The 20,960-nt window shown below is 65.0% G+C and carries 21 protein-coding genes; 10 read left to right on the forward strand and 11 right to left on the reverse strand.

Annotation, left to right across the window (positions count from 1 at the left end; translation table 11 throughout):
- Nucleotides 1-64 precede the first annotated feature (64 nt).
- Both B9Z03_RS05870 and lepA read left to right on the forward strand, forming a co-directional pair.
- Entirely contained in the window at nt 65-1,156 is a 1,092-nt protein-coding gene (locus B9Z03_RS05870; protein ID WP_085463332.1) for a hypothetical protein, read from the forward strand.
- A 75-nt stretch (nt 1,157-1,231) separates the two neighbouring features.
- Nucleotides 1,232-3,043, forward strand: coding sequence for a translation elongation factor 4 (gene lepA / locus B9Z03_RS05875; RefSeq protein ID WP_085463333.1), 1,812 nt, complete (start codon nt 1,232-1,234; stop codon nt 3,041-3,043).
- A gap of 204 nt (nt 3,044-3,247) precedes the next feature.
- Here lepA and B9Z03_RS05880 read toward each other — a convergent pair whose 3' ends face one another.
- The 4 genes from B9Z03_RS05880 to B9Z03_RS29315 form a co-directional block, all read right to left on the reverse strand.
- Nucleotides 3,248-3,706 (reverse strand): hypothetical protein, encoded by a 459-nt coding sequence (locus B9Z03_RS05880; protein WP_085463334.1) that lies wholly within the window; start codon nt 3,704-3,706, stop codon nt 3,248-3,250.
- A gap of 168 nt (nt 3,707-3,874) precedes the next feature.
- Nucleotides 3,875-5,365, reverse strand: a complete 1,491-nt coding sequence (locus B9Z03_RS29310; protein ID WP_139832179.1) for a tetratricopeptide repeat protein — start codon at nt 5,363-5,365, stop codon at nt 3,875-3,877.
- Nucleotides 5,366-5,418: 53 nt separating this feature from the next.
- Nucleotides 5,419-6,495 (reverse strand): protein kinase domain-containing protein, encoded by a 1,077-nt coding sequence (locus B9Z03_RS05885; protein ID WP_085463335.1) that lies wholly within the window; start codon nt 6,493-6,495, stop codon nt 5,419-5,421.
- A gap of 280 nt (nt 6,496-6,775) precedes the next feature.
- Complete coding sequence (locus B9Z03_RS29315; RefSeq protein WP_139832180.1) at nt 6,776-6,994, reverse strand: ribbon-helix-helix protein, CopG family; 219 nt, start codon at nt 6,992-6,994, stop codon at nt 6,776-6,778.
- 180 nt (nt 6,995-7,174) lie between these two features.
- Here B9Z03_RS29315 and B9Z03_RS05890 point away from each other — a divergent pair, with 180 nt between their 5' ends.
- The 5 genes from B9Z03_RS05890 (at nt 7,175) to B9Z03_RS05910 (ending at nt 10,601) form a co-directional block, all read left to right on the forward strand.
- On the forward strand, nt 7,175-7,411 hold the full coding sequence (locus B9Z03_RS05890) for a type II toxin-antitoxin system Phd/YefM family antitoxin (protein ID WP_085463336.1): 237 nt from the start codon (nt 7,175-7,177) through the stop codon (nt 7,409-7,411).
- Between the two features lie 581 nt (nt 7,412-7,992).
- Nucleotides 7,993-8,826, forward strand: coding sequence for a hypothetical protein (locus tag B9Z03_RS05895; RefSeq protein ID WP_085463337.1), 834 nt, complete (start codon nt 7,993-7,995; stop codon nt 8,824-8,826).
- Nucleotides 8,827-8,868: 42 nt separating this feature from the next.
- The gene (locus tag B9Z03_RS05900) at nt 8,869-9,225 is read left to right on the forward strand and encodes a hypothetical protein (RefSeq protein WP_085463338.1); all 357 of its coding nucleotides are present in this window, start codon (nt 8,869-8,871) and stop codon (nt 9,223-9,225) included.
- Between the two features lie 39 nt (nt 9,226-9,264).
- Entirely contained in the window at nt 9,265-9,720 is a 456-nt protein-coding gene (locus B9Z03_RS05905; RefSeq protein ID WP_085463339.1) for a MaoC family dehydratase, read from the forward strand.
- On the forward strand, nt 9,717-10,601 hold the full coding sequence (locus tag B9Z03_RS05910) for an HpcH/HpaI aldolase/citrate lyase family protein (RefSeq protein WP_085463340.1): 885 nt from the start codon (nt 9,717-9,719) through the stop codon (nt 10,599-10,601). The genes B9Z03_RS05905 and B9Z03_RS05910 overlap by 4 nt, the downstream gene beginning before the upstream one ends.
- Here the strand turns inward: B9Z03_RS05910 and B9Z03_RS05915 are convergent.
- A complete protein-coding gene (locus tag B9Z03_RS05915; RefSeq protein ID WP_085463341.1) occupies nt 10,598-11,740 on the reverse strand; it encodes a CaiB/BaiF CoA transferase family protein in 1,143 nt (380 codons plus the stop codon). The two genes, B9Z03_RS05910 and B9Z03_RS05915, sit on opposite strands and share 4 nt — an antisense overlap.
- A 213-nt stretch (nt 11,741-11,953) precedes the next feature.
- Between B9Z03_RS05915 and B9Z03_RS05920 the strand changes: the two genes are divergently transcribed.
- Together B9Z03_RS05920 and B9Z03_RS05925 are read left to right on the forward strand one after the other, a co-directional pair.
- A complete protein-coding gene (locus tag B9Z03_RS05920; RefSeq protein ID WP_085463342.1) occupies nt 11,954-13,486 on the forward strand; it encodes a YifB family Mg chelatase-like AAA ATPase in 1,533 nt (510 codons plus the stop codon).
- 100 nt (nt 13,487-13,586) lie between these two features.
- Nucleotides 13,587-14,042 (forward strand): host attachment family protein, encoded by a 456-nt coding sequence (locus B9Z03_RS05925; RefSeq protein WP_085463343.1) that lies wholly within the window; start codon nt 13,587-13,589, stop codon nt 14,040-14,042.
- A 92-nt stretch (nt 14,043-14,134) separates the two neighbouring features.
- On the opposite strand, the gene B9Z03_RS05930 is transcribed toward B9Z03_RS05925, so the two are convergent.
- The 6 genes from B9Z03_RS05930 to B9Z03_RS05955 all read right to left on the reverse strand — a co-directional run bounded on the left by B9Z03_RS05930 (nt 14,135) and on the right by B9Z03_RS05955 (nt 20,041).
- Nucleotides 14,135-14,974, reverse strand: coding sequence for an alpha/beta fold hydrolase (locus B9Z03_RS05930; RefSeq protein WP_085463344.1), 840 nt, complete (start codon nt 14,972-14,974; stop codon nt 14,135-14,137).
- Entirely contained in the window at nt 14,971-16,068 is a 1,098-nt protein-coding gene (locus B9Z03_RS05935; RefSeq protein WP_085463345.1) for a branched-chain amino acid ABC transporter permease, read from the reverse strand. The genes B9Z03_RS05930 and B9Z03_RS05935 overlap by 4 nt, the downstream gene beginning before the upstream one ends.
- 4 nt (nt 16,069-16,072) lie before the next feature.
- Nucleotides 16,073-17,023, reverse strand: a complete 951-nt coding sequence (locus B9Z03_RS05940; protein ID WP_085467519.1) for a branched-chain amino acid ABC transporter permease — start codon at nt 17,021-17,023, stop codon at nt 16,073-16,075.
- A gap of 232 nt (nt 17,024-17,255) precedes the next feature.
- Nucleotides 17,256-17,972: an ABC transporter ATP-binding protein gene (locus tag B9Z03_RS05945; protein WP_085463346.1), complete on the reverse strand. Its 717-nt coding sequence runs from the start codon at nt 17,970-17,972 to the stop codon at nt 17,256-17,258.
- Nucleotides 17,969-18,733, reverse strand: a complete 765-nt coding sequence (locus B9Z03_RS05950) for an ABC transporter ATP-binding protein (protein WP_085463347.1) — start codon at nt 18,731-18,733, stop codon at nt 17,969-17,971. Before B9Z03_RS05950 ends, B9Z03_RS05945 begins: the two co-directional genes overlap by 4 nt.
- 108 nt (nt 18,734-18,841) lie before the next feature.
- Nucleotides 18,842-20,041 (reverse strand): substrate-binding domain-containing protein, encoded by a 1,200-nt coding sequence (locus B9Z03_RS05955; RefSeq protein ID WP_085463348.1) that lies wholly within the window; start codon nt 20,039-20,041, stop codon nt 18,842-18,844.
- Between the two features lie 258 nt (nt 20,042-20,299).
- Between B9Z03_RS05955 and B9Z03_RS05960 the strand changes: the two genes are divergently transcribed.
- Entirely contained in the window at nt 20,300-20,857 is a 558-nt protein-coding gene (locus tag B9Z03_RS05960; protein WP_085463349.1) for a PAS and helix-turn-helix domain-containing protein, read from the forward strand.
- Nucleotides 20,858-20,960: the final 103 nt, after the last annotated feature.

Below are 20,960 nucleotides of genomic sequence, written 5' to 3' on the forward strand. Positions count from 1 at the left end.
TCCCAACATGACGTAACGTCAACTACACTGCCCTGGGGCATTCGATCTTCCCAGGAGCAATAGGATGCAAGTGCTGAAAGCGATCTGCGTGGCCGCCTGTGCCGCGCTCACCGCGCTAAACCCCGCCGCCGCCCAGGCGCCCGGCGCGGTCTCGACGTCCACGGCGTCCACCCCCTCCGTGACCAGCCTCACCGCGGCCCAGCGCGCCGCGATCACGCGCGAGCTGATCGCCAAGTGGCAAAGCGTGGTCAAGGCCTCGCCGGGCGGCGACGTCGCGCGCTGGTCGGCCAGGCTGACGGCCGCCATCGCCGAGGGAGACGCCGCCAATGTCCTGCGCGCCACAACCGCGCCGACGCTGGAGCTGATGCATGCCGCGCTGACTGGCTACATCCCCACCGCCGTCGAGGTGCAGGCCGCCTCCGGCGCGATCGGCAACGGCCTCGTGGCGCCGCAGGCGCTCGGCGACGTCAATGCCGATTTGACCTTCACGCCGCTGCCCAACGGCCGCTGCCGCATCGCCAATTCCGTCGTGCTCAACAGCCCGCTGCCCGCCGCCACGCCGCGCCACCTGGTCGTCGCACCGGCCGGGAGCTATCAGGGCCAGGGCGGCGTCGGCACCATCGCCGGCGGCAATTCCTCAGCGGACTGCGGCATTCCCGGCACGTATCCTGCCGCCTATGCGCTCTCGATCTCGCTGCTCTCGCCGGCCGGCAACGGCACGTTCAAGGTCTACGCTTACGGCCAGACGCACGAGGCGGGCCCCGGCATCCTGTTCTCTGCCGGCAGCTACGGCGAGGCGGGCAACCTGACCGTCCCCGCCTGCAACACCTGCCTCTGGGACATCACCGTGCGCGCCAGCACCCAGGTGCACTATGTCATCGACGTGATCGGCTATTACATGCGCCCGGTGGCGACCGCGCTCGATTGCGTCACCACGGCGACGGGCGATCTCACCGTCGCGCCGGGGAGCGGTGGCAACGCCGTCGCGCCCGTCTGCGCGGCCGGCTACACCCAGACCTCGACCAACTGCGAATCCTCCACCTGGATGATGCCCATGGTCTTCTTCAAGAGCGGCACCTGTTCGGCACTGAACAACTCCACGGGCCCCGCCACCCTGCGCGCCAGCCGCACCTGCTGCCGCGTGCCCGGCCGCTGAGGCCAGCGCATCTCCGGGCCGCCCGCGCGGCCCGGACCCTTTGCCTTTCAGCACTTCCCTGCTAAAGGCGCGCTCATGACCTTCCCGCTCGACCACATCCGCAATTTCTCGATCGTCGCCCACATCGACCACGGCAAGTCGACGCTCGCCGACCGGCTGATCCAGCTCACCGGCGGGCTCGACGCGCGCGAGATGGAGGGCAAGGAGCAGGTGCTCGACAACATGGACATCGAGCGCGAGCGCGGCATCACCATCAAGGCGCAGACCGTGCGCCTCTCCTACCGGGCCAAGAACGGCGAGGACTACATCCTCAACCTCATCGACACGCCCGGCCATGTCGACTTCGCTTATGAAGTTTCACGCAGCCTCCGCGCCTGCGAGGGCTCGCTGCTGGTCGTCGACGCCTCTCAAGGGGTCGAGGCCCAGACGCTCGCCAATGTCTACCAGGCGATCGACGCCAACCACGAGATCGTCGTGGTGCTCAACAAGGTCGACCTGCCCGCCGCCGAGCCCGAGCGCATCCGCGAGCAGGTGGAGGAGGTAATCGGCATCGACGCCTCCCAGGCCGTGCTGATCTCCGCCAAGACCGGCCTCGGCGTGCCGGACGTGCTCGAAGCCATCGTCCACCAGCTCCCGCCGCCGCGCGAGGGCGACCCGGCCGCGCCCTTGAAGGCGATGCTGGTCGACTCCTGGTACGACGCCTATCTCGGCGTCATCGTGCTGGTGCGCGTCATCGATGGCACGCTGAAGAAGGGCCAGACCATCCGCATGATGGGCACCGGGGCCAAATATCCGGTCGAGCGCACCGGCTTCTTCACGCCGAAGATGATCCAGGCCGAGGAGATCGGCCCCGGCGAGTTCGGCTTCATCACCGCCTCGATCAAGGAGGTGGCCGACACCCGCGTCGGCGACACCATCACCGAGGACCGCCGCCCGACGCCCGAGATGCTGCCGGGCTTCAAGCCGGCGCAGCCGGTCGTCTTCTGCGGCCTCTTCCCGGTCGACGCCGCCGACTTCGAGGACCTGCGCGCCGCCATGGGCAAGCTGCGCCTCAACGACGCCAGCTTCTCCTTCGAGATGGAGACATCGGCCGCGCTCGGCTTCGGCTTCCGCTGCGGCTTCCTCGGCCTTCTCCACCTCGAGATCATCCAGGAGCGGCTGGAGCGCGAGTTCGACCTCGACCTCATCGCCACCGCGCCCTCCGTCGTCTACCGCATGGCGATGACCGACGGCACGGTGAAGGAGCTGCACAACCCGGCCGACATGCCGGACCTGGTCAAGATCGCCCACATCGAGGAGCCGTGGATCCGCGCCACCATCCTCACGCCGGACGACTATCTCGGCTCCATCCTCAAGCTCTGCCAGGACCGGCGCGGCGTCCAGCACGACCTTTCCTATGTGGGAAAACGCGCCATGCTGGTCTACGACCTGCCGCTCAACGAGGTGGTGTTCGACTTCTACGACCGGCTGAAGTCGATCTCCAAGGGCTACGCCTCCTTCGACTACGCGCTCACCGACTATCGCGAGGGCGACCTGGTCAAGATGTCGATCCTGGTCAACGAGGAGCCGGTCGACGCGCTCTCCATGCTGGTCCACCGCTCCGCCGCCGAAAAGCGCGGCCGCGCCATGTGCGAGAAGCTGAAGGAGCTGATCCCGCAGCACATGTTCAAGATCCCGATCCAGGCGGCCATCGGCGGCCGCGTCGTCGCCCGCGAAACCATTTCGGCGCTGCGCAAGGACGTGACCGCCAAATGCTACGGCGGCGACATCACCCGCAAGCGCAAGCTGCTCGACAAGCAGAAAGAGGGCAAGAAGCGCATGCGGCAGTTCGGCAAGGTGGACATCCCGCAGGCGGCGTTTATTGAGGCGCTTAAGATGGGGGACTAAGCGGTCGGGCCTCCGGCCCGACGCATCGATCCGGTGGATCGATGCGAGCGCAAGTCCGGGCGGGGGCTGCCGCAGGCAGCAGGGACCCGCCCCGGGGGGACGTTGAAGCTGCTGCGACCCCTCAACCTATCAGTTTGTGCTACGATCGAGACGTTTCGCAACGCGAGCCGACCCCGCCGCCCCCCCGCGCGGCGCGCCGCCGCATCACTGCACATATTCCCCCGCGATCGAGCACTCGGCGCCGCTCATCCCGTAGGTCACGAAGCTCAGCGACAGTTCGAGGAAGCGGTCGCGGCCGACATAGAAATAGACCGGCTCGTTGATCGTGTAGACATAGGTGCTGTTGACCACGGTCTCGCCCTTGATGGGGATGAACACCTTCTTCTTCGTCGGCCCGCCTTGCACCTCCGTCATGCCGAGCGTCAGCCGGTCCATCCGCACCGACGAATAGATGTAGCAGTTGACGGAGCGGATCAGCACGCGCGTGGTCGACGGCGTCTTCGGGAAGGTTTTCAGGCAGGCGATCCGGGGCGGGTCCATGTTGGTGCAGGTCGCCATCGGGCTGGCGCCGTCGTAGATGCTGGGCGCCGTCTGCGCCCCCGCCGGCGACGCGGCCGCGCAGAGCATCATCAGGGCGGCAAGGCGGCGGGAAAGATATCGCATCCGCAATCTCCGGTCTCCGCCGGCCCGACGCCGGCCCGCCAGACTAGACCCTCGACCTGCCGTTGCGTCAAGTCCGGCCAGTTGCCGCGAAGGGGTGGGATGGCGTGCCGGGATGGCGTTTATTGAAGCGCTGAAGATGGGGGACAACTAGCGCCGCTAATTGGAATCTTAAAATAGATCGGCCGGCACGAAGAACTCAACTCCTTTGTATGAGCCAAGTACCTTCCTATTTTGATTCTGTTCCTTGCAGATAGTAGACGCTTTTATCATATCCCACGATCTGCGAAGAGACATATCGAAATCCCTTTTGTTTCTGGCTAAAGACATATCTATATTCTTCACTAGATCTACTGCTGTCTCACGATCAATCGTACCTGCTTCAAATTCTTGCTCAAACCAGTGCATTAGAGCTGACAGAAGAACCGGATAATTCTCTGCATCCTTCGCCTTGAATATTGATTCCATGTAAAAATGCCGACCGAGTTCCAGATCTCCCTTCTTAAATCTCACAAGCCCTTCGAGACCATCCCTATACATGGCCTCCACTGACTTTGAAGGTGGTTTTATTTTTGACAGAGCAATTTCGGCTTCCTCTACCCTCCCTAGCTTTGCGAGAGCGAATGCCCTGTTGTTCTGCAGCATGAAACTGCTTGGATTGGCGACTAGTCCTCGATCCGCAAAGCCCAATCCAGCTTCATAATCTCTCGCTAAGGCGAGACTAATGAATGATCCGTGCGCTGCTGCTCGCACAGAATAAGGCTCATCCAAGAACCAACGCTCGACACTTTCAACGCCTACAGACACTTCGCCGGTGTCAAGCGAGTGAAGCACTCGTGCCTCGTGCATGTCCTCTCGTTCAAGAAGGTTGTTAGGATAGTCGACCTGCAGTTTGTCGCTTCGATCCATCCATTGCGCTTGAGCAACTGCATTTTCGGTTGGGTTATCTAAGCTTCGCGCGATGAGACGTCGCGCTCGCTTCCGGTTGCCGGAAGAAATCTCCAACATGCCCAACGCTGACGCAAGCTCACTATACTGCCTATTTATTCGCTTTGATCCTGCGATCCCGGCGATCTGCGATATACCCCATCGTGGGCTGCGACCCAAAAGATCTGCCAACGCAACTTCGGTCGACATTATCCACGGATCAACCCGAACTAGGTTTGATTTTGTGATAGCCCTGTAAGCGCGCGCCAAATCTCCCTGATGCACGAAAAAGCGAGCTGCGCTTCGCAATACAAATCTATCCTCTGGCGCTGCTTTTAAGGCACGCTCGGCCGCCTTGGCGGCTGGGGTCAACTGACCTATCAACGTGTAGTTTCGTGCCAGCTCAATTGCCGCAATAGCGTCAAGTGGCTGACGGCGTAGTCGCACCTTGAGCTTACGAATTGTAGAATAAAGCGTATCGTCACCATAGGACGAAGGCAGAGCCGCGTAAGCGATTTTTTGTGTTGAAGAGCTTCGGAAAAACTCAAGTGCAGAGTTTGCCCGAACGTCCTGCCCCGCGAGCGAGACAGCATCTGCTACTTCTGCCGCACTGATTAGATCGGGTTGCGCATGCCACTCTCTCAGACTCCGCTCCAATTCGCGACGGGCGCTTGAGTGAATCTCCGACCTAGCCTGTTCCGACCCCCGCATCTCGGTAGTCGGCGTTAAAGCCAATTTTCGCCACCGCGGCAGAATCCGACGGGGCTTTGTCAACTCGCTTTCGTCCATTATCCAACCTGTGCCAGCCTATCGAACAGTGACACGTATCTTTTTAGCGAGTAATGGGTACCACGTGGATAGATTTCGGCCGGATGGCCGCGTCTGGCCGGGTCTGGCTCACTTAGTTGAAGGACGCAATCGACGATCTGATCGGCATACTTTCGAACGGCGGGGTCCGCAGACGCAGCCAGAGTATCTGCCAAACACTCAATCTCTTCACCAAAGGCAGCGCGCCAATAGGGGAGAACTTCTAGGAATGTGCCACCCCACCCGCCTACAGCAAGCGGGCGGTGGAGAGCACTCATCCGATCGACCAAGGAGGGAGTTAACATTCTCCCACAGAATAGATAGTAGATAAAGCTTCCAAGGAGATATAAATCGCACGCCCGTCGCGACTCATTAGAAAAGATGCGCTGGCCCGGCTTTCCGTCTTTTGCATAAAGCACCTCGGGAGCAGCATAACGCGGATCACCAACTATAGCGTTGCAATCATGCGGAGCTAGAATGTCTTCACGCGTAGCCTGACCTAGATCGGCAACGCGGTGGCCATCGCTGTACACTAGAATGTTGGGGGGCTTTATATCATTGTGGCTTACTAGCGCGCCATGTAGTTGCGATATACCTACGGTGACGTGATGTAGTAGAGAAAATTTCTGCGCAAATGTCCAATTTTTCTCGATCAAGGCGTGTGTTCTTACATCGCCGTCTGCGAGTTCGAATATTAGGTAAAATAGAGGCTCTTTGACGCCATTGTTTTCCAACATAGCGTCGCCGAAATCAATCGTAAGCGATACACGATCCATACTATTACCACGACAGTGCTCTGAAACCCCCGCCTCAAATGAATGGTGCATTAGGACGGCCTGAAGCCGCACCGCTATGGATTCATCGTTGTCGTGGGCAAGATCGGCATCGGACGCCTTTAGGAAGCCCTCTTTGCCACTCTCGTGACGAACCCTGTAACCAAAAGAGCGCTTGCCACCACTGTTGCCGTCCGGGTCCGTTAGTCGGTCCAGGATTGTCCAAAGCCCGGGCATCTTCTTTCCGGGAACCGTTCTCCCTTCCAAGTTTGCTGCAATGCCCATCTCCGCCCCTCAACCCTCATCCAGATTTTGTGCTATTGGAGAACGCAAAGCCGATTGCGCTGCCTACAACGAGAGAAATGAGCCCTGTGGCCCAAGTCTGAAGTTCCCTGTCACCCATTCTTAAGGCGATTGATAGAAACAGAACCCCAACTATTAAAGCAGCTGCAGCTATGATCAGAGCTGCTCTAATCTTCAAGAGATCACCCGGAGTTTCACTTACTGAGGACCTTGGAATAACCTCATCCGACTCGATTTTCTCCGGGTGATTCATCGGAATATCTCAGTTTAGCACGCCAACTATTTCGGCATCAAGTTTGCTTGGGTCCTTTACGAATCCTATATGGCTTCTTCCGCGTTCCTTCTGGTCCTTATAGGCCTTCAAGACCGATAGAGCACGGCGAACTATTTCGGTTTTGGTAGCCCCTTCTTCGTTTGCGAGGCGCTCGATGAAATCAGCCACTTCAGGGCTAACTTCGATGTTCATCCGTATCTTGCTCATTCTCTAACTCCATATGAGCGTTAAATGAGGGATATATGTGCATAAATTGCCCATTGTCAATGTTCTTGATGATTGGAATGGTCTCGCCGCCAACCCGTACTATTCCGCAACTTCCCGTGCGAACGAATCGGTGGCTCTAGGCATCTTGTCCAAATTAGCTAGTTTAGCTAATCGCCTGTTATGAAAACCCTTGCCGCAACCGACGCCAAAAACCGTTTCGACGAACTGATCGACATGGCCCAGGCTGAGCCGGTTCTTGTCCAGCGGCGGGGGTGCGACGTAGCGGTGGCGCTGTCACCGGAAGAGTTCCGCCGCCTCACGGACGCCGCGTCCGGCAAGGTCAGCTCGGCTGTCGAGAGACTGCATGCCGAGAGCGCCAGGCGCTGGGGCAAGGTCTATGAGGCGCTGGCGAGTTAGCGCTCTATCTCCCCCCTGGAGGGGGAGAAAGCAAATTCCTGGGCTTGGCGCAGCCAAGTCCTTGGAATTTGCCAGAGAGGGGTGAGACGCCGGTTCGCCGCAGGCGAATTCGTCATGCCGGTGGCATGACGAAAGGCGTCGAACGGGGGGGTGAGGCAGCGGTTCGCCGCAGGCGAAGCAGAAGGTCCGGTGGACCTTCTGCAGCAGCCGAACGCCCGAAGCCATAGCGGAGGGCCCGAAAGCAGCGGGACCCGCCCCGGCAGGCCGCCGCTACCTCCGGCCGGAGGCTCTCCTGGTGCGATAGGGGCGTGCATCAATTCCCACCAGGGGTGGATCGCCGCCGCCACAATCTCCCCCTCACGTGCGATTTCTAAGACTTGGCCTTCGGCCAAGGTCGTGAAATCGGCCCTTCGGGCGTTCGTCATTTGACAAGCCCATTCAAGGGCTTGTCATCCGCTGCGCGGAACCATTCCTCACTCTCTCCCTCAAGGGGAGAGATCGAGCGGCGTACCCGCCATCGCTTTTTCCATCCACACCCCTTCCCGCCTCCGCGACACTGTCGGCGATGAAAGGAGGCGACGGTGAGTGTCTGGGACAGAAGTGACGGGGAAAGCGGGATCGACTGGGACGGCGTCATCGAGCGCAACGTGCGCCTGCTCGGCCCCATCGTCGCCACGCTGTGCGTCATGGCGGGGCTTTTCGAGCGCCCGAGCGCCCGGAGCCATAGCGAAGGACCTGGTGAGGGGTATCTGCCGTCCCCGACTCTTCCCCGCCGCTGGCACCGCGCCGTCTACCGCTTGCTGCGCGCGGCGGAAGCCGCCGTGCGCCGGCTGATCATCGTCGTCGGCCGCGACATGGTGGCAGCGGAGCCGGTGCTGGCCCCGCTCAAGACCAGGTCCGGCCCGCTGGTCACGCACATCCCCGTCCGCCCCGGCCTGGGGCTCGCCTGCGCCGGTCCCGCCGAGGTTCCCGCCGAAGCGAACCCCCCGCGCAAACTCGCCTTCTCCCTCCTCGACCCGCTGCCCGATCCGACGAGGCCGCCATTCCTCATGCGCAGCTCCGGCGTGCCGCGCATGTCCGTGCCGGGCTGGACGCCGCTCTTTCCCGTCGCGCCCCGCCACGAGCCGTCGCCCAACGACCCGATCGATGCCGGATATCTGCGCCGGCGGGTGGACGCGCTCAGCCGCGCGCTTGCCGACCTGCCGCGCCAGGCGCAGCGGCTCGCCCGCTGGCGGGCGCGCTGCGAGGCGCTGCGCAAGGCACGCCGCGTCCGCCGCCTCTCGACGCTGCGCCCCGGCCGCGCCTACGGGCTGCGCCGGCCCGGCTCGCCGCGGCCCGAGCACCCGATCGACGACATCCTGCGCGACCTGCACTATTTCGCCTGGGAAGCGCAGGAGCCGCGCGACACGTCGTGAGACGGCAATGCCCGCGCAAGCAAGGCCGGCGATGATGGCGCCATGCGAATTTTGGCCGCCGTCCTCGTCGCGCTTGCGCTCAGCACCCCCGCCCATGCCGAGGGCGGCATGACCTTCTACATGAAGAACGAAACCACCCGCGCCATGGTGCTGGAGCTGCACGGCCGCGACACGCAGCGCGTCTGGCCGGGCGACGACCAAGTCTACCTGCTCGAGCCCGGCGAGAAGAAGTCGGTGCTGATCGACTGCCGCGAGGGCGAAAACATCTGCTACGGCGCCTGGGTCAACGGCAACGACCGCATCTCCTACGGCGTCGGGCCGGACGGGAACCGCGCGTGCCGCGACTGCTGCTCGATCTGCGTCGCCAAGACCACCACGACCATCGACATGCCGCGATAGCGGACGTATCACTCCGGGCGCTCAGAGCCGGAGGAAAGCATGGCAGGTCTGTATTTCGACGAACTCTCGGTGGGCCAGGTCTTCCGCCACGAGATCCGCCGCACCATCACCGAGGCCGACAATGTCTGGTTCTCGGCCATCACCCACAACCCGGCCTATCTCCACCTCGACGAGGAATACTGCCGCACCGAGACCGAGTTCGGCACCCGCATCGTCAACTCCTGCTTCACGCTGTCGCTGATGGTCGGCATCTCCGTCGGCGAGACGACGCTCGGCACCGCCATCGCCAATCTCGGCTGGGACGAGGTGCGCTTCCCCAAGCCCGTCTTCCACGGCGACACCATCCGCGTCGAGACCGAGGTCGCCGAGCTGCGCGCCTCGAAGTCGCGGCCCGACCAGGGCATCGTCACCTTCATCCACCGCGCCTACAACCAGAAGAACGAGCTCGTCGCTTCCTGCCGCCGCGCCGGCCTGCAGAAGAAGAGGCCGGCATGATCCCGCGTTCGCTGCTCTTCGTCCCGGCCGATTCCGAAAAGAAGCTCGCCAAGGGTCTCGGCTCCGGCGCCGACGCGCTGATCCTCGACCTGGAAGATTCCGTCTCCCTCGAGCGCAAGCCGGTGGCGCGCGACATGGCCGCGGCCTTTCTCGCGGAGAACCGCGGCGGCGAAGGTCCCGCGCTCTGGGTGCGGGTCAACCCGCTCGCGCAGGGCGGGCTCGACGATCTCGTGGCGATCGTGCGGGCCGCCCCCGCCGGCCTGATCGTGCCCAAGCCCGACGGCCCGTCCGACCTCCTCTCGCTCGGCCTGATGCTCGATGCGCTGGAGCGCCGGGACGGCATCGCCGCGCCCATCCCGCTCATCCCCATCGCCACCGAGACGCCGACGGCCGTGCTGTCGCTTGGCGACTACGCGCAGGTTCCCGTCCCGCGCCTCGCCGCCATCACCTGGGGCGCGGAGGATCTCGCCGCCGCCCTCGGCGCCCGCGCCAACCGCGGGCCCGACGGCGCGCTCGACCTGACCTATCGGCTGGCCCGCTCCTCCTGCCTGCTCGCTGCCAAGGCCGCCGGCGTCGCGGCCATCGACACGGTCTGGACCGACTTCTCCGACGCCGCCGGCTTCGCCGCCGACTGCGCGGCCGCCGCGCGCGAGGGCTTTTCCGGCCGCATGGCCATCCACCCCAACCAGGTCGCCGTCATCAACGCCGCCTTCACCCCCTCGGCCGAGGAGGTCGCGCATGCGCGGGAGGTGGTCGCGGCCTTCGCCGCCGCGCCGGGTGCCGGCGTCGTCAACCTCGGCGGCAGGATGTTCGACGTGCCCCACCTGAAACAGGCCCGCGCCCTCATCGCGCAGGCCGAGGCGTTTGCGGCGCGCGGTTAAGCCGTCACGCCCGCCGCCTTCAGCCGCGCGATCTCGTCCGCCGCGAAGCCGAAGCCCGCGAGAATCTCCGCCGTATCCGCCCCCGGCTCCGTCGCCGGGTGCGAGATCTGCGACGGCGTGCGGCTGAAGCGCGGCGCGGGCGCGGTGTTGACCACGCCGCCGACCGTCGGGTGGATGCCCCGCGCCGCCATGTGCGGATGCGCCTGCGCCTCGTCCAGGTCGAGCACCGGCGCGAAGCAGGCGTCCGAGCCTTCCAGCACCGCGCACCACTCCTCCCGCGTCTTCGTCCGGAACACCTCCTCGAACCGCGCCTTCAGCCTGGGCCAGCCTTTCGTGTCGTATTGCTGCGGCAGATCCTCGCCCGCGAGCCCCAGCTTCTCGATCATCTCGGCATAGAACTTCGGCTCCAGCGCGCCGATCGCCACATGCTTCCCGTCGCCGGTCTCGTAGACGCCGTAGAACGGCGCTCCGCCGTCGAGCAGGTTCGTCCCGCGCCTGGTCTGGAAGCTGCCCATCTGCCGGAAGGCGTGGAACATGGTCATCAGCCCCGCCGTGCCGTCGACGATCGCCGCGTCCACCACCTGCCCCTTGCCCGAGCGCAGCGCCTCTATGTGCGCGGCCAGCACGCCCATCGCCAGATACATCGACCCGCCGCCGAAATCGCCGAGCAGGTTGAGCGGCGGCACCGGCGCCCCGCCCGTCGGCCCGATCGCGGCCAGCGCACCGGTCAGGGCGATATAATTGATGTCGTGGCCGGCCGCCTTCGCCAGCGGCCCCTCCTGTCCCCAGCCGGTCATGCGGCCGAACACCAGCCGCGGATTGGCGGCGAGGCACACCTCCGGCCCGAGCCCGAGCTTCTCCATCACGCCGGGCCTAAACCCCTCGATCAGGATGTCGGCCTGGCTCGTCAGCCTGAGCACCGTAGCCACGCCCTCCGGCGACTTGAGGTCGACGGCGATCGAGCGCTTGTTGCGGTTGAAGAGGTCGTAGCGGACGGGGATCTCGACGCCGAGACCCGACGGCGCGAGCCGGTCGACGCGGACCACGTCGGCGCCCATGTCGGCCAAGAGCATGCCGCAGAACGGCCCCGGGCCGATGCCCGCCATTTCGATGATCCGGATCCCCGCGAGCGGTCCCATGTGTCCTCCCTTTCTTGTCCTCGAAGACGATGGCTCGCCGAGATGCGCGCCGCCGTCAATAGACCGATGCCGGCACACCGGCCGTTGCGCGAAATGTTCTTGTAATGTTCTTGACGCGCAGTTCGCGATATGTTTCGATGGTTTTGCAACCAGACATTGGGGACGCCGGGCGAGGGGTTGAGCGCCGGCAGGTCGCAGCGCACGGGGCGGGCAATGGTTTCGCGGGTGAGCACGGTCGCATTCGAGGGGATCGAGGCGGTTCCGGTCGACGTCCAGGTGATGATCGCGCCGGGCAAGATGAACATCCATATTGTCGGCCTGCCAGACAAGGCGGTGGCCGAGAGCCGCGAGCGCGTGCAGGCCGCGCTCCACGCATCAGGCCTGTCGCTGCCGGCCAAGAAGGTGACGGTGAACCTCGCCCCGGCCGACCTGCCGAAGGAGGGCAGTCACTACGACCTGCCGATCGCACTCGGCCTGATGGCCGCGCTGGGCGCGATCCCTGGCGATGCGATCGCGGACTATGTGGTGCTGGGCGAACTGTCGCTCGACGGCACGATCGCGCCCGTCGCCGGCGCCCTGCCGGCCGCGATCGGGGCGAATGCGATCGGCAAGGGCCTGATCTGCCCGCATGCGTCCGGACCGGAGGCGGCGTGGGCAGGTTCCGACATCGACATCCTGGCGCCGCGCAGCCTGATCGCGATCGCCAATCATTTCCGCGGCACGCAGGTTCTGTCGCGGCCCGAACCTGCGGTGAAGCGCATGGGCGTGGACGCGCTCGACCTCGCCGACATCAAGGGCCAGGAGAGCGCCAAGCGGGCGCTGGAGGTGGCGGCGGCCGGCGGGCACAATCTGCTGATGATCGGGCCTCCGGGCTCAGGCAAGTCGATGTTGGCGCAGCGTTTGCCGTCGATCCTGCCGCCGCTGTCGCCGAAGGAACTGCTGGAAGTGTCGATGATCGCCTCGATCGCCGGCGAGCTGGCCGACGGCAGGCTCACCGATCGGCGGCCGTTCCGCAGCCCCCATCATTCCGCCTCGATGGCGGCGATGGTGGGCGGGGGCCTGCGCGTGCGGCCGGGCGAAGCCTCGCTCGCCCATCATGGCGTGCTCTTCCTCGACGAGTTCCCCGAATTCACGCCGCAGGTGCTGGATGCGCTGCGCCAGCCGCTGGAGAACGGCGAGTGCGTCATCGCGCGGGCAAACCACCGCGTCAGCTACCCGTCTCGAATACAACTCGTGGCCGCGATGAACCCGTGCCGGTGCGGCATGGCGGGGCAGCCGGGCTACAGGTGCCTGCGCGGCCCGCGCTGCCAGGCAGACTATCAGGCGCGCATCTCCGGACCGCTGATGGACCGCATCGACATCCGCGTCGAGGTGCCGGCGGTGTCGGCGGCGGACCTGATCCGGCCGGCGAAGGCCGAGGCGTCCAGCGTGGTTGCGGCCCGCGTCGCCCGCGCCCGCGACATCCAGCGGGCGCGCTTTTCAGCGCTCGGCCTGTCGGCGGCGACCACCAACGCCCATTGCGCGACGGCGATGGTGGAGGAGATCGCCGTGCCGGATGCTGCCGGGACGGCGCTGCTGCGCGACGCGAGCGAGAAGCTCGGCTTTTCCGCGCGGGCCTATCACCGGGTGCTGCGCGTGGCCCGCACGCTGGCCGATCTCGACGGCGAGGAAAAGGTCGGCCGCATCCACCTCGCGGAGTCGATCTCCTGGCGCATGAGCGGCGAGCGGATGGCGCAGGCGGCGTAGTCTCCGCAGGGCTTGGCCGGCGGGCCGCGGATCTCGCTTCGCTGGGAACCGCCCATGGCTGCCGCCGTTGATCCTTCGAGACCAACGGGAGAGCGTCCACATGGCCGGGAATATGTTCAGGCTCGAGCACGATATGTTCGTCGTCGTCGCGGATGGAGAGAAGGCGCTGTTCCTGCGCAACGAGGGCGACGCGCTTTATCCCAACCTCGAGGTCGTGCGCGAGATCAGGGAAGAGAATCCGCCGACGCGCGAGCAGGGCAGCGACAGGCCGGGCCGTTTCAACGACGGGCCGAGCGCCCATCGCAGCGCCGTCGCGGACACCGACTGGCACCGCGCCCAGAAGGAGAAGTTCGCGGACGACATCGCCAGTCGGCTCTACAGGCTGGCCCACCGCGGCGATTTCGACAAGCTGGTGATCGTGGCGCCGCCGCTCGTGCTCGGCGAGATGCGCCGCAAGTTTCACAAGGAGGTCAGCGACCGGATCGTCGGCGAGGTGCCGAAGACGCTGACCAACCACCCGGTCTACGAAATCGAAAAGCTGCTGATGGCCGCCTAGGCCTACTGCATCCCCGAACGCCGAATTGAACTCGGCAGGGCGCGTAGCAAGGAGGTCTCGGATCGTCTTCCGCGCCTTGGCCCGGCCCGCGCCTAACCAGCCAGGAACTGCCGCAGCAGGTCGATCTCCGCGGCCGTCGCCAGCGTCGGCGCGTGGCCGATGCCGGGGAACTCGACCAGGCGAGGCCTCGGGCCGCGCTGCGTCATCGTCGCGGCGACCGGGGCGGCGAGCACGTCGGACGTCTCGCCGCGCAACAGCAGCGTCGGCGCCGTGATCGCGTCGTAGGCGTCCCACACGTCGAGGTCGGCCTTGTGGTGCGTGAACTGGGTGACGATGGCCGGATCGTAATGCACAGTCACCTTGCCGGCGTCGGTGCGGCGCACGGACGTGTCGACCATGCGCTGCCAGAAGGCATCGCTGTTCGGGCCGAAGGGGGCGTAGTTCCGGCGCAGCCACGCGTCCATCTCGGCCACCGTCTCGTAGACCGGCGGGCTGCCGACATAGGTGGCGATGCGCCCCGTTCCGGCTTCGGGGATGTCGGGGCCGATGTCGTTGATGACGAGATGGCTGATGCGCTCCTTCAGCCGGCCAGCCGCGAGCGTGACACCGATCAGCCCGCCCATCGAGGTGCCGATCCAGCGCAGCCGGTCGATGCCGTAATGGTCAAGGATGCCGAGCGCGGTGTCGCCAAAGGAACGATAGGAATAGTCGACCTCCGGCCGCCGCGCCCAGGACGACAGGCCGCGGCCGATCGTGTCCGGGCAGAGGACGAAATAGGTGTCGCTCAGTGCCCGCGCCGCCTCGTCGAAGTCGCGCCCGGTCCGCGCCAGCCCATGCCACATGACGAGCGCAGGATTGTTCGGATTGCCCCATTCGGTGACGTGCACCTCGAAGCCCGCGGCGGTCACATAGGTGGAGCGCGGTCCGGTCATTTGCGCCAATCCTTGTTCATCAGCGTGCCGGCGATCCCGGCGGGGAAGAAGTAGACCAGCAGGATGAAGATCACCCCGAGCCAGAGTAGCCATCGGTCGGGCTCGAGCAGCTGGTGGACCACCGGCACGCCGGCCGTGGCGTCGGCGCCGATCTGCATCAGGTCCTTCAGGTAGAACTGCGCCAGCGTCATCACCACGACGCCGATCACCGCGCCGACCATGGTCCCCATGCCGCCGATGACGACCATCAGCAGGATGTCGATCATGATGCCGAACGACAGCGCCGCGTCCGGTCCCGCATATTTCAGCCACACCGCGCGCAGGATACCGGCCATGGCCGCGATCAGCGCCGCGAGGCAGAAGATGGCGGTGCGGTAGGCGACGACCCGGTAGCCGATAGCCTCGGCGCGCATCTCGTTCTCGCGGATCGCCTTGAGCACCGAGCCGAGCGGCGAGGCGACGACGCGCAGCATGAACAGGAAGAGTGCGAGGCTGGTGAGGAACACGAAATAATAGGCCGCCACGCGCCCGTTGAGCGGCACGTCGAACAGCCGCAGCACCTTGCCGTCGGCGTCCTCGAACAACTTGAAGGCCGGGGAGAACAGGCGCGGCACCTGATAGGTGATGCCGTCCTCGCCACCCGTATATTCGGAGAGCTGCGAAGCGAGCACCAGCATCACCGAGGCCGCGGCCAGCGTGACCATGGCAAAGAAGATCGCCTTCACGCGCAGCGACAAGAGCCCGATCAGCAGAGCCAGCACCAACGTGGCGACCAGCCCCGCGCCGCCGCCGATGGCGATGGCCGTGAAGCTCGGTCCCATCGCCTTCAGCGCGATCGCGGTGCCGTAGGCGCCGAGGCCGAAGAACATCGTATGCGCGAAGGACACGATGCCCGTGTAGCCGATGAGCAGATCGTAGCTCGCCACCAGCACGATGAAGATGCAGATCCGCGCCGCCACCTCCTGCGCCCGCACGTCGGGGAAGAGGAACGGCGCGAAGGCGAGTGCAAGCCCGATGGCAAGCACCACGCCATAGACCGCGAGGCGGCCGGCCGGGACGCGGCGGGGAGCGGTGGTTTCCAGGGCGAGGCTCATGGAGTCATCCCTTCACCGCCGGCTTCAACCCCCACGGCCGCCACAAGAGGATCGCCATCATCAGGATCATGTTGGAGGCGAGCGACAGTTTCGGCGCGAGGAAGGCGACGTAGTTGGCCATCAGCCCGACGAGGATCGCGCCGAGCAGCGAGCCCTGGATCGAACCCAGCCCGCCGATGATGACGACGATGAACACCAGGATCATCAGCTCGCCGCCGATCGCCGGGGTGATCAGGCCCTGGTAGCCGGCCCACATCGCCCCGCCCATCGCGGCGAGCGCCGAGCCGGCCATGAACACGCCGACAAACAGCCGGTCGATGCGGAAGCCGAGCGATTCCACCATTTCACGGTTCTCGACGCCGGCGCGGATGAGCAGCCCGAGCCGGGTGCGGTTGAGCACGAGGTAGAGCGCGACATAGACGGCGAGGCCGAGCAGGAAGGCGAAGACGCGGTAGATCTCGATCGACACGTCGCCGAGGATGATCGAACCGGTGAGGATCGCCGGCCGGTGCACCTGGATCGGCACGCCGCCCCAGATCGCAAGGATGAGCTGCTCGGCGACGATCAGCGCCCCCATGGTGATGAGGATCTGCCGCAGGTGGTCCTTGTAGACCGGCTTGACGATGACGCGCTCGAAGGCCCAGCCGGCGATCGCGCCGAAGGCCGTGGCGGCCCCGATCGCGGCGAACAGCGCGATGAAATTGAGGAACGCGCTGTCGCCGTCGAGCCAGACGCCCAGCGCCGCGAGCACCGTCGCCGCGATGAAGGCGCCGAAGGAGACGAAGGCCGAATGGCCGAAGTTCAACACGTCCATCAGGCCGAACACCAGTGACAGGCCCGACGCCATCAGGAAGATCATCATCCCCATGGAAAGGCCCGCCACCGTCAGCGTCGCCCAGGTGGAGGGCTGGCCGATGAAGACCAGTGCGATCAGCGCCAGGATGACGGGCAGCATGTAGACGCCGCCGATGCGATCGAGATTCAGGCCCACGTTGCGACACTCCAGACGGCGATCGGGAAGGGCGCAGAACGACCGCCCCCTCCACCGCCTTCGGCGGTCCCCCTCCCCCGTGAACGGGGGAGGATAAGGGCGCGGTTGGCGCGACAGCGAATCCTCCCCTGCGAAGCGGGGGAGGGGGACCACGAAGTGGTGGAGGGGGCGTATCCCGACGCAGCCAGATGGTCCATCAATGCCCCTCCACGCTGAGGCTCAGCAGCCGCGTCTGCAGCGCCGTATCGGCGACCAGCTCCGCCATCTGCCCCCGATGGACAATGCGGCCGTCGTCGATAACGCCCACCCCGCGCCCCAGCGCCTTGGCGAAGTGGAAGTTCTGCTCGACCAGCAGGATCGTTGTCTCCTTGCCGATCTCCCGGAAGGCGTCGATCATGTTGCGGATGATCGAGGGCGCCAGGCCCTTGGTCGGCTCGTCGATCAGGATCAGGTCGCGCTTCTCGATGATCGCGCGCGAGATGGCGAGCATCTGCTTTTGCCCGCCCGACAGCGCGTAGGCCTGGTTCTTCCAGAACTTTTCTATAGCCGGGAAGATGGCGAAGATGCGCGCCAGCCGCTCCTTGTCGAAGGTGCCGGTGGCGGCGGCAAGCCGCATGTTCTCCTCGACGGTCAGTCCGCCGAAGATGCCCATGTTCTCAGGCACGTAGGCGATGCCGAGACGCGCGATGTCCGGCGTCTTCATCGCGGTGATGTCATGGTGGCGAAAGACGATCGCACCTTTGCGCGCCCGCCACAGCCCCACGATGGTGCGCAGCGTCGTGGTCTTGCCGGCGCCGTTGCGGCCGAGCAGCACATGGACGCCGCCTTCCGGCACGTCGAAGGACACGCCATGCAGCACGTGATACTGCCCGATGTCGGTGTGGACGTCGTCGAGGCGCAGGATCGCTGTCATGCGACGTCCTCCGCGCCCTGGCCGAGATATATCTCGCGCACGATCGGCATGGCCATCACCTCGTCCGGCTTGCCGTCGGCGACGAGCTCGCCATTGTGCAGCACGATGATGCGGTCGGCGAGCGCGCGCACCACGTCCATCTTGTGCTCGACCAGGAGGATGGTCTTCGACCGGTCCTGCTTGATCGCCGCGATCAGGTCGAGGATCGCCGGCGCTTCGGCCGACGACATGCCGGCGGTCGGCTCGTCGAACATGAAGATGTCGGGCTTCATCGCGATCATCATCGCGACCTCCAGCTTGCGCTGGTCGCCGTGGGGAAGCGCCGAAGCCGGGAGGTCCGCGACGGAAGCCAGTCGGCTCGACGCGAGGTGCTCCTCCGTCTCCGCATTGATGTCCGCAAGGCGTGCGGCGCTGCGAAACACGTCCGGCCCCTTGCCGGCGCGGGCCTGCACGACGAGACGGATATTCTCGCGCACGGAGAGTTTCGGGAACAGGTTCGTAAGCTGGAAAGCGCGGCCGACGCCCGATTTGGCCCGGGCCGACGGCGACAGGCGCGTGATCTCCGTCTCGCCCTTGAAGATCCGGCCGGAGGTCGGCGTCAACTGGCCGGAGACGAGGTTGAACCACGTCGTCTTGCCGGCGCCGTTCGGCCCGACGATGACCGTCAGCTCGCCCGGCTGGAACGCTGCGGTCACATCATTGACCGCGGCGTGCCCGCCGAAGCGGATCGTCAGGTTTTCGGTGCGGAGGGAGGGATTCATAGGGCAGTAGGGCAATAGGGCAGGAAGGCAGTAGGGGATTTCGTGGAGAGACGCGGCTGCCGCGCTTCCCTACTGCCCTATTGCCCTACTGCCCTACTCCCCCTCTCCTTACTGCTGGTTGTTCCGCCCGATCGGGATCTTCATCTCCTCGGGTTTGATCTCGCGGACGAGCTCCGGGATCGCCCAGGCGACGTTCGGATCGACCTTGATCTTGAAGTGATACATCGACTGCAGCGCCTGGTGATCTTCCGTACGGAAGGTCATCGGGCCCTTCGGCGTGTCGAAGCTCATGCCTTCCATCGTCTTGATCAGCGTCTCGGTCTCCCAGTCCGAGGCGGTCTCGAGCGCCTTGGCCACCGCCATCGCGGCGGCGAAACCGCCGGCGGTGAAGAAGTCCGGCGGCGCGTTGAAACGCTTCTGGTGCTCGGCGACGAACCAGTCGTTCACCGGGTTCTTCGGCGCCTCGTAATAGTAGTAGATGGCGCCTTCCATGCCGGGCACCTTCTTGTAGCCGGCGAGTGCCGGCAGGATGTTGCCGCCGGTCGACAGCTCGATGCCGTAGCGGCCCGGATCGGCGGTGACGAGCGGCGTCATGGCGTCGATGCCGGCGACGTAGATGACGATCACCTTGCGGCCCTGCTTGTCCTTGAGCGCGTTGAACAGGCGCTCGATCGGTGCGGTGAAGTCGGTCGTCTGCTGCGGCACGTATTCCTCGTGCACCAAGTTCGCGCCGGTTCCTTCGAGCGCGGTCTTGAAGGCGACGACGCCGTCGCGACCGAACGCATAGTCCTGCGCCAGCGTGGCGATGTAGAGGTTGCTGTCCGGCTTCAGCGCCAGCGCCTGCGCCTGCATGTCCATCGAGGAGTTGCGCGAGGTCTTGAAGACGTAGCGGTTGGAATCCTTGCCTGTCAGGCCGTCGGCGACGGCGGGCTCGACCAGCAGGATCTTCTCGTTTTCGGCAGCGACCGGCAGCATGGCCATCGCGACGCCGGAAGAGGTGTCGCCGACGGCGAACACGACGTCCTCGTCGGCATAAGCCTCGGCGAGCAGCGCACGCGCGATGTCGGGCTTGAACTGCGAGTCCTTCTTCACCAGCTCGATCTTGCGGCCCTTGATCTCGTTCGTGCCCTTGGTTGCATATTCGAGACCCATCTCGAAGCCGGTGTGGGTCTGCTTCGAATAGGCTTCGAGCGGCGAGCCCGACAAGCCGTGGATCAGCGCGATCTTGGCCGGCCCGTCCTGCGCCAGGACCGGTTGCGCGACCATCAGCGCGGAAGCCGCAGCCAGCGCCGTCAGCAATCTTCTCATCGTTGGTTCCTCCACCAGTTCGACCGAACAGAATTCGATGCGCGCCCTCCCCGTCGGCGGGAAGGCAGCGAATTCGTCTGGGAGGGACAATCGTGCCAAGCGGACCGGCAAGCGGTCGCAGCAGGCGCAACATTCTCCTCCCGTCGCGTGCGACGATACTGCTCGCCTCGGCTCTTTGTGGCCCGCTGGCATGACGCAACGCTTTGATTATTATCGTCAGCCAGACACACGGGCGGCAATATCGTATAAATACGCGCAATGCTGACACGCGAAGAGCTCGAACAGATTGCGTTCCACTACTCTCCGGTCGGCATCGTGCTGACCGAAAGCAGGATCATCCGTGCCTGCAACCCCGCCTTCGCCGAGATGTTCGGCTATGTGCCCGAAGAGCTCATCGACCAGTCCTTCGCAATTCTCTATCCGACCCTAGAAGAGTTCGTCGCGATCCGCGACGTCGGCGTCGAGCCGTTGAGGAAGACCAATCGCTACACCGACGAGCGCATCATGGCGCGCCGCGACGGCTCGCTGTTCTGGTGCCGGGTGCGCGGCCATTCGTTGACGCGCCAGGACGATCCGCTGCGCCGCGCGGTGTGGAGCTTCGCCGACCTTTCCGAGTTCCGGCCCGTCTCGCCGCTCACCACCCGCGAGCGGCAGATCGTCATGCATCTGGGCGAAGGGCGGACGTCGAAGGAGATCGCGCGCATGCTGACGATCTCCCCGCGCACGGTGGAAGCCTATCGCGCGCGGCTCATGAAGAAGCACAAGGCGAGCAACGTGGCCGAGCTTCTCGCCCATCTTGGCGGCATGCCGCAGTAGTTTTCTAGCCCCACGCGTCTCTTCGAACATTTGTGCCCGCCGCAAACCTTGCGGTGACGGGAAGGCATCCCCATACTCGGGAAGCGGGCCTCGGCCTGCTCCC

It is taken from the genome of Mesorhizobium australicum (genome assembly GCF_900177325.1).
Classification (GTDB): Bacteria; Pseudomonadota; Alphaproteobacteria; order Rhizobiales; family Rhizobiaceae; genus Mesorhizobium_A; species Mesorhizobium_A australicum_A.

Excerpts from the sequence above, each read along its gene's own strand:
- B9Z03_RS05870 (WP_085463332.1), top strand. The coding sequence starts at position 65 with ATGCAAGTGCTGAAAGCGATCTGCGTGGCCGCCTGTGCCGCGCTCACC.
- lepA (WP_085463333.1), top strand. The coding sequence starts at position 1,232 with ATGACCTTCCCGCTCGACCACATCCGCAATTTCTCGATCGTCGCCCAC.
- B9Z03_RS05880 (WP_085463334.1), bottom strand. The coding sequence starts at position 3,706 with ATGCGATATCTTTCCCGCCGCCTTGCCGCCCTGATGATGCTCTGCGCG.
- B9Z03_RS05885 (WP_085463335.1), bottom strand. The coding sequence starts at position 6,495 with ATGGGCATTGCAGCAAACTTGGAAGGGAGAACGGTTCCCGGAAAGAAG.
- B9Z03_RS29315 (WP_139832180.1), bottom strand. The coding sequence starts at position 6,994 with ATGAGCAAGATACGGATGAACATCGAAGTTAGCCCTGAAGTGGCTGAT.
- B9Z03_RS05890 (WP_085463336.1), top strand. The coding sequence starts at position 7,175 with ATGAAAACCCTTGCCGCAACCGACGCCAAAAACCGTTTCGACGAACTG.
- B9Z03_RS05900 (WP_085463338.1), top strand. The coding sequence starts at position 8,869 with ATGCGAATTTTGGCCGCCGTCCTCGTCGCGCTTGCGCTCAGCACCCCC.
- B9Z03_RS05905 (WP_085463339.1), top strand. The coding sequence starts at position 9,265 with ATGGCAGGTCTGTATTTCGACGAACTCTCGGTGGGCCAGGTCTTCCGC.
- B9Z03_RS05910 (WP_085463340.1), top strand. The coding sequence starts at position 9,717 with ATGATCCCGCGTTCGCTGCTCTTCGTCCCGGCCGATTCCGAAAAGAAG.
- B9Z03_RS05915 (WP_085463341.1), bottom strand. The coding sequence starts at position 11,740 with ATGGGACCGCTCGCGGGGATCCGGATCATCGAAATGGCGGGCATCGGC.
- B9Z03_RS05920 (WP_085463342.1), top strand. The coding sequence starts at position 11,954 with ATGGTTTCGCGGGTGAGCACGGTCGCATTCGAGGGGATCGAGGCGGTT.
- B9Z03_RS05925 (WP_085463343.1), top strand. The coding sequence starts at position 13,587 with ATGGCCGGGAATATGTTCAGGCTCGAGCACGATATGTTCGTCGTCGTC.
- B9Z03_RS05930 (WP_085463344.1), bottom strand. The coding sequence starts at position 14,974 with ATGACCGGACCGCGCTCCACCTATGTGACCGCCGCGGGCTTCGAGGTG.
- B9Z03_RS05935 (WP_085463345.1), bottom strand. The coding sequence starts at position 16,068 with ATGAGCCTCGCCCTGGAAACCACCGCTCCCCGCCGCGTCCCGGCCGGC.
- B9Z03_RS05940 (WP_085467519.1), bottom strand. The coding sequence starts at position 17,023 with ATGCTGCCCGTCATCCTGGCGCTGATCGCACTGGTCTTCATCGGCCAG.
- B9Z03_RS05945 (WP_085463346.1), bottom strand. The coding sequence starts at position 17,972 with ATGACAGCGATCCTGCGCCTCGACGACGTCCACACCGACATCGGGCAG.
- B9Z03_RS05950 (WP_085463347.1), bottom strand. The coding sequence starts at position 18,733 with ATGAATCCCTCCCTCCGCACCGAAAACCTGACGATCCGCTTCGGCGGG.
- B9Z03_RS05955 (WP_085463348.1), bottom strand. The coding sequence starts at position 20,041 with ATGAGAAGATTGCTGACGGCGCTGGCTGCGGCTTCCGCGCTGATGGTC.
- B9Z03_RS05960 (WP_085463349.1), top strand. The coding sequence starts at position 20,300 with ATGCTGACACGCGAAGAGCTCGAACAGATTGCGTTCCACTACTCTCCG.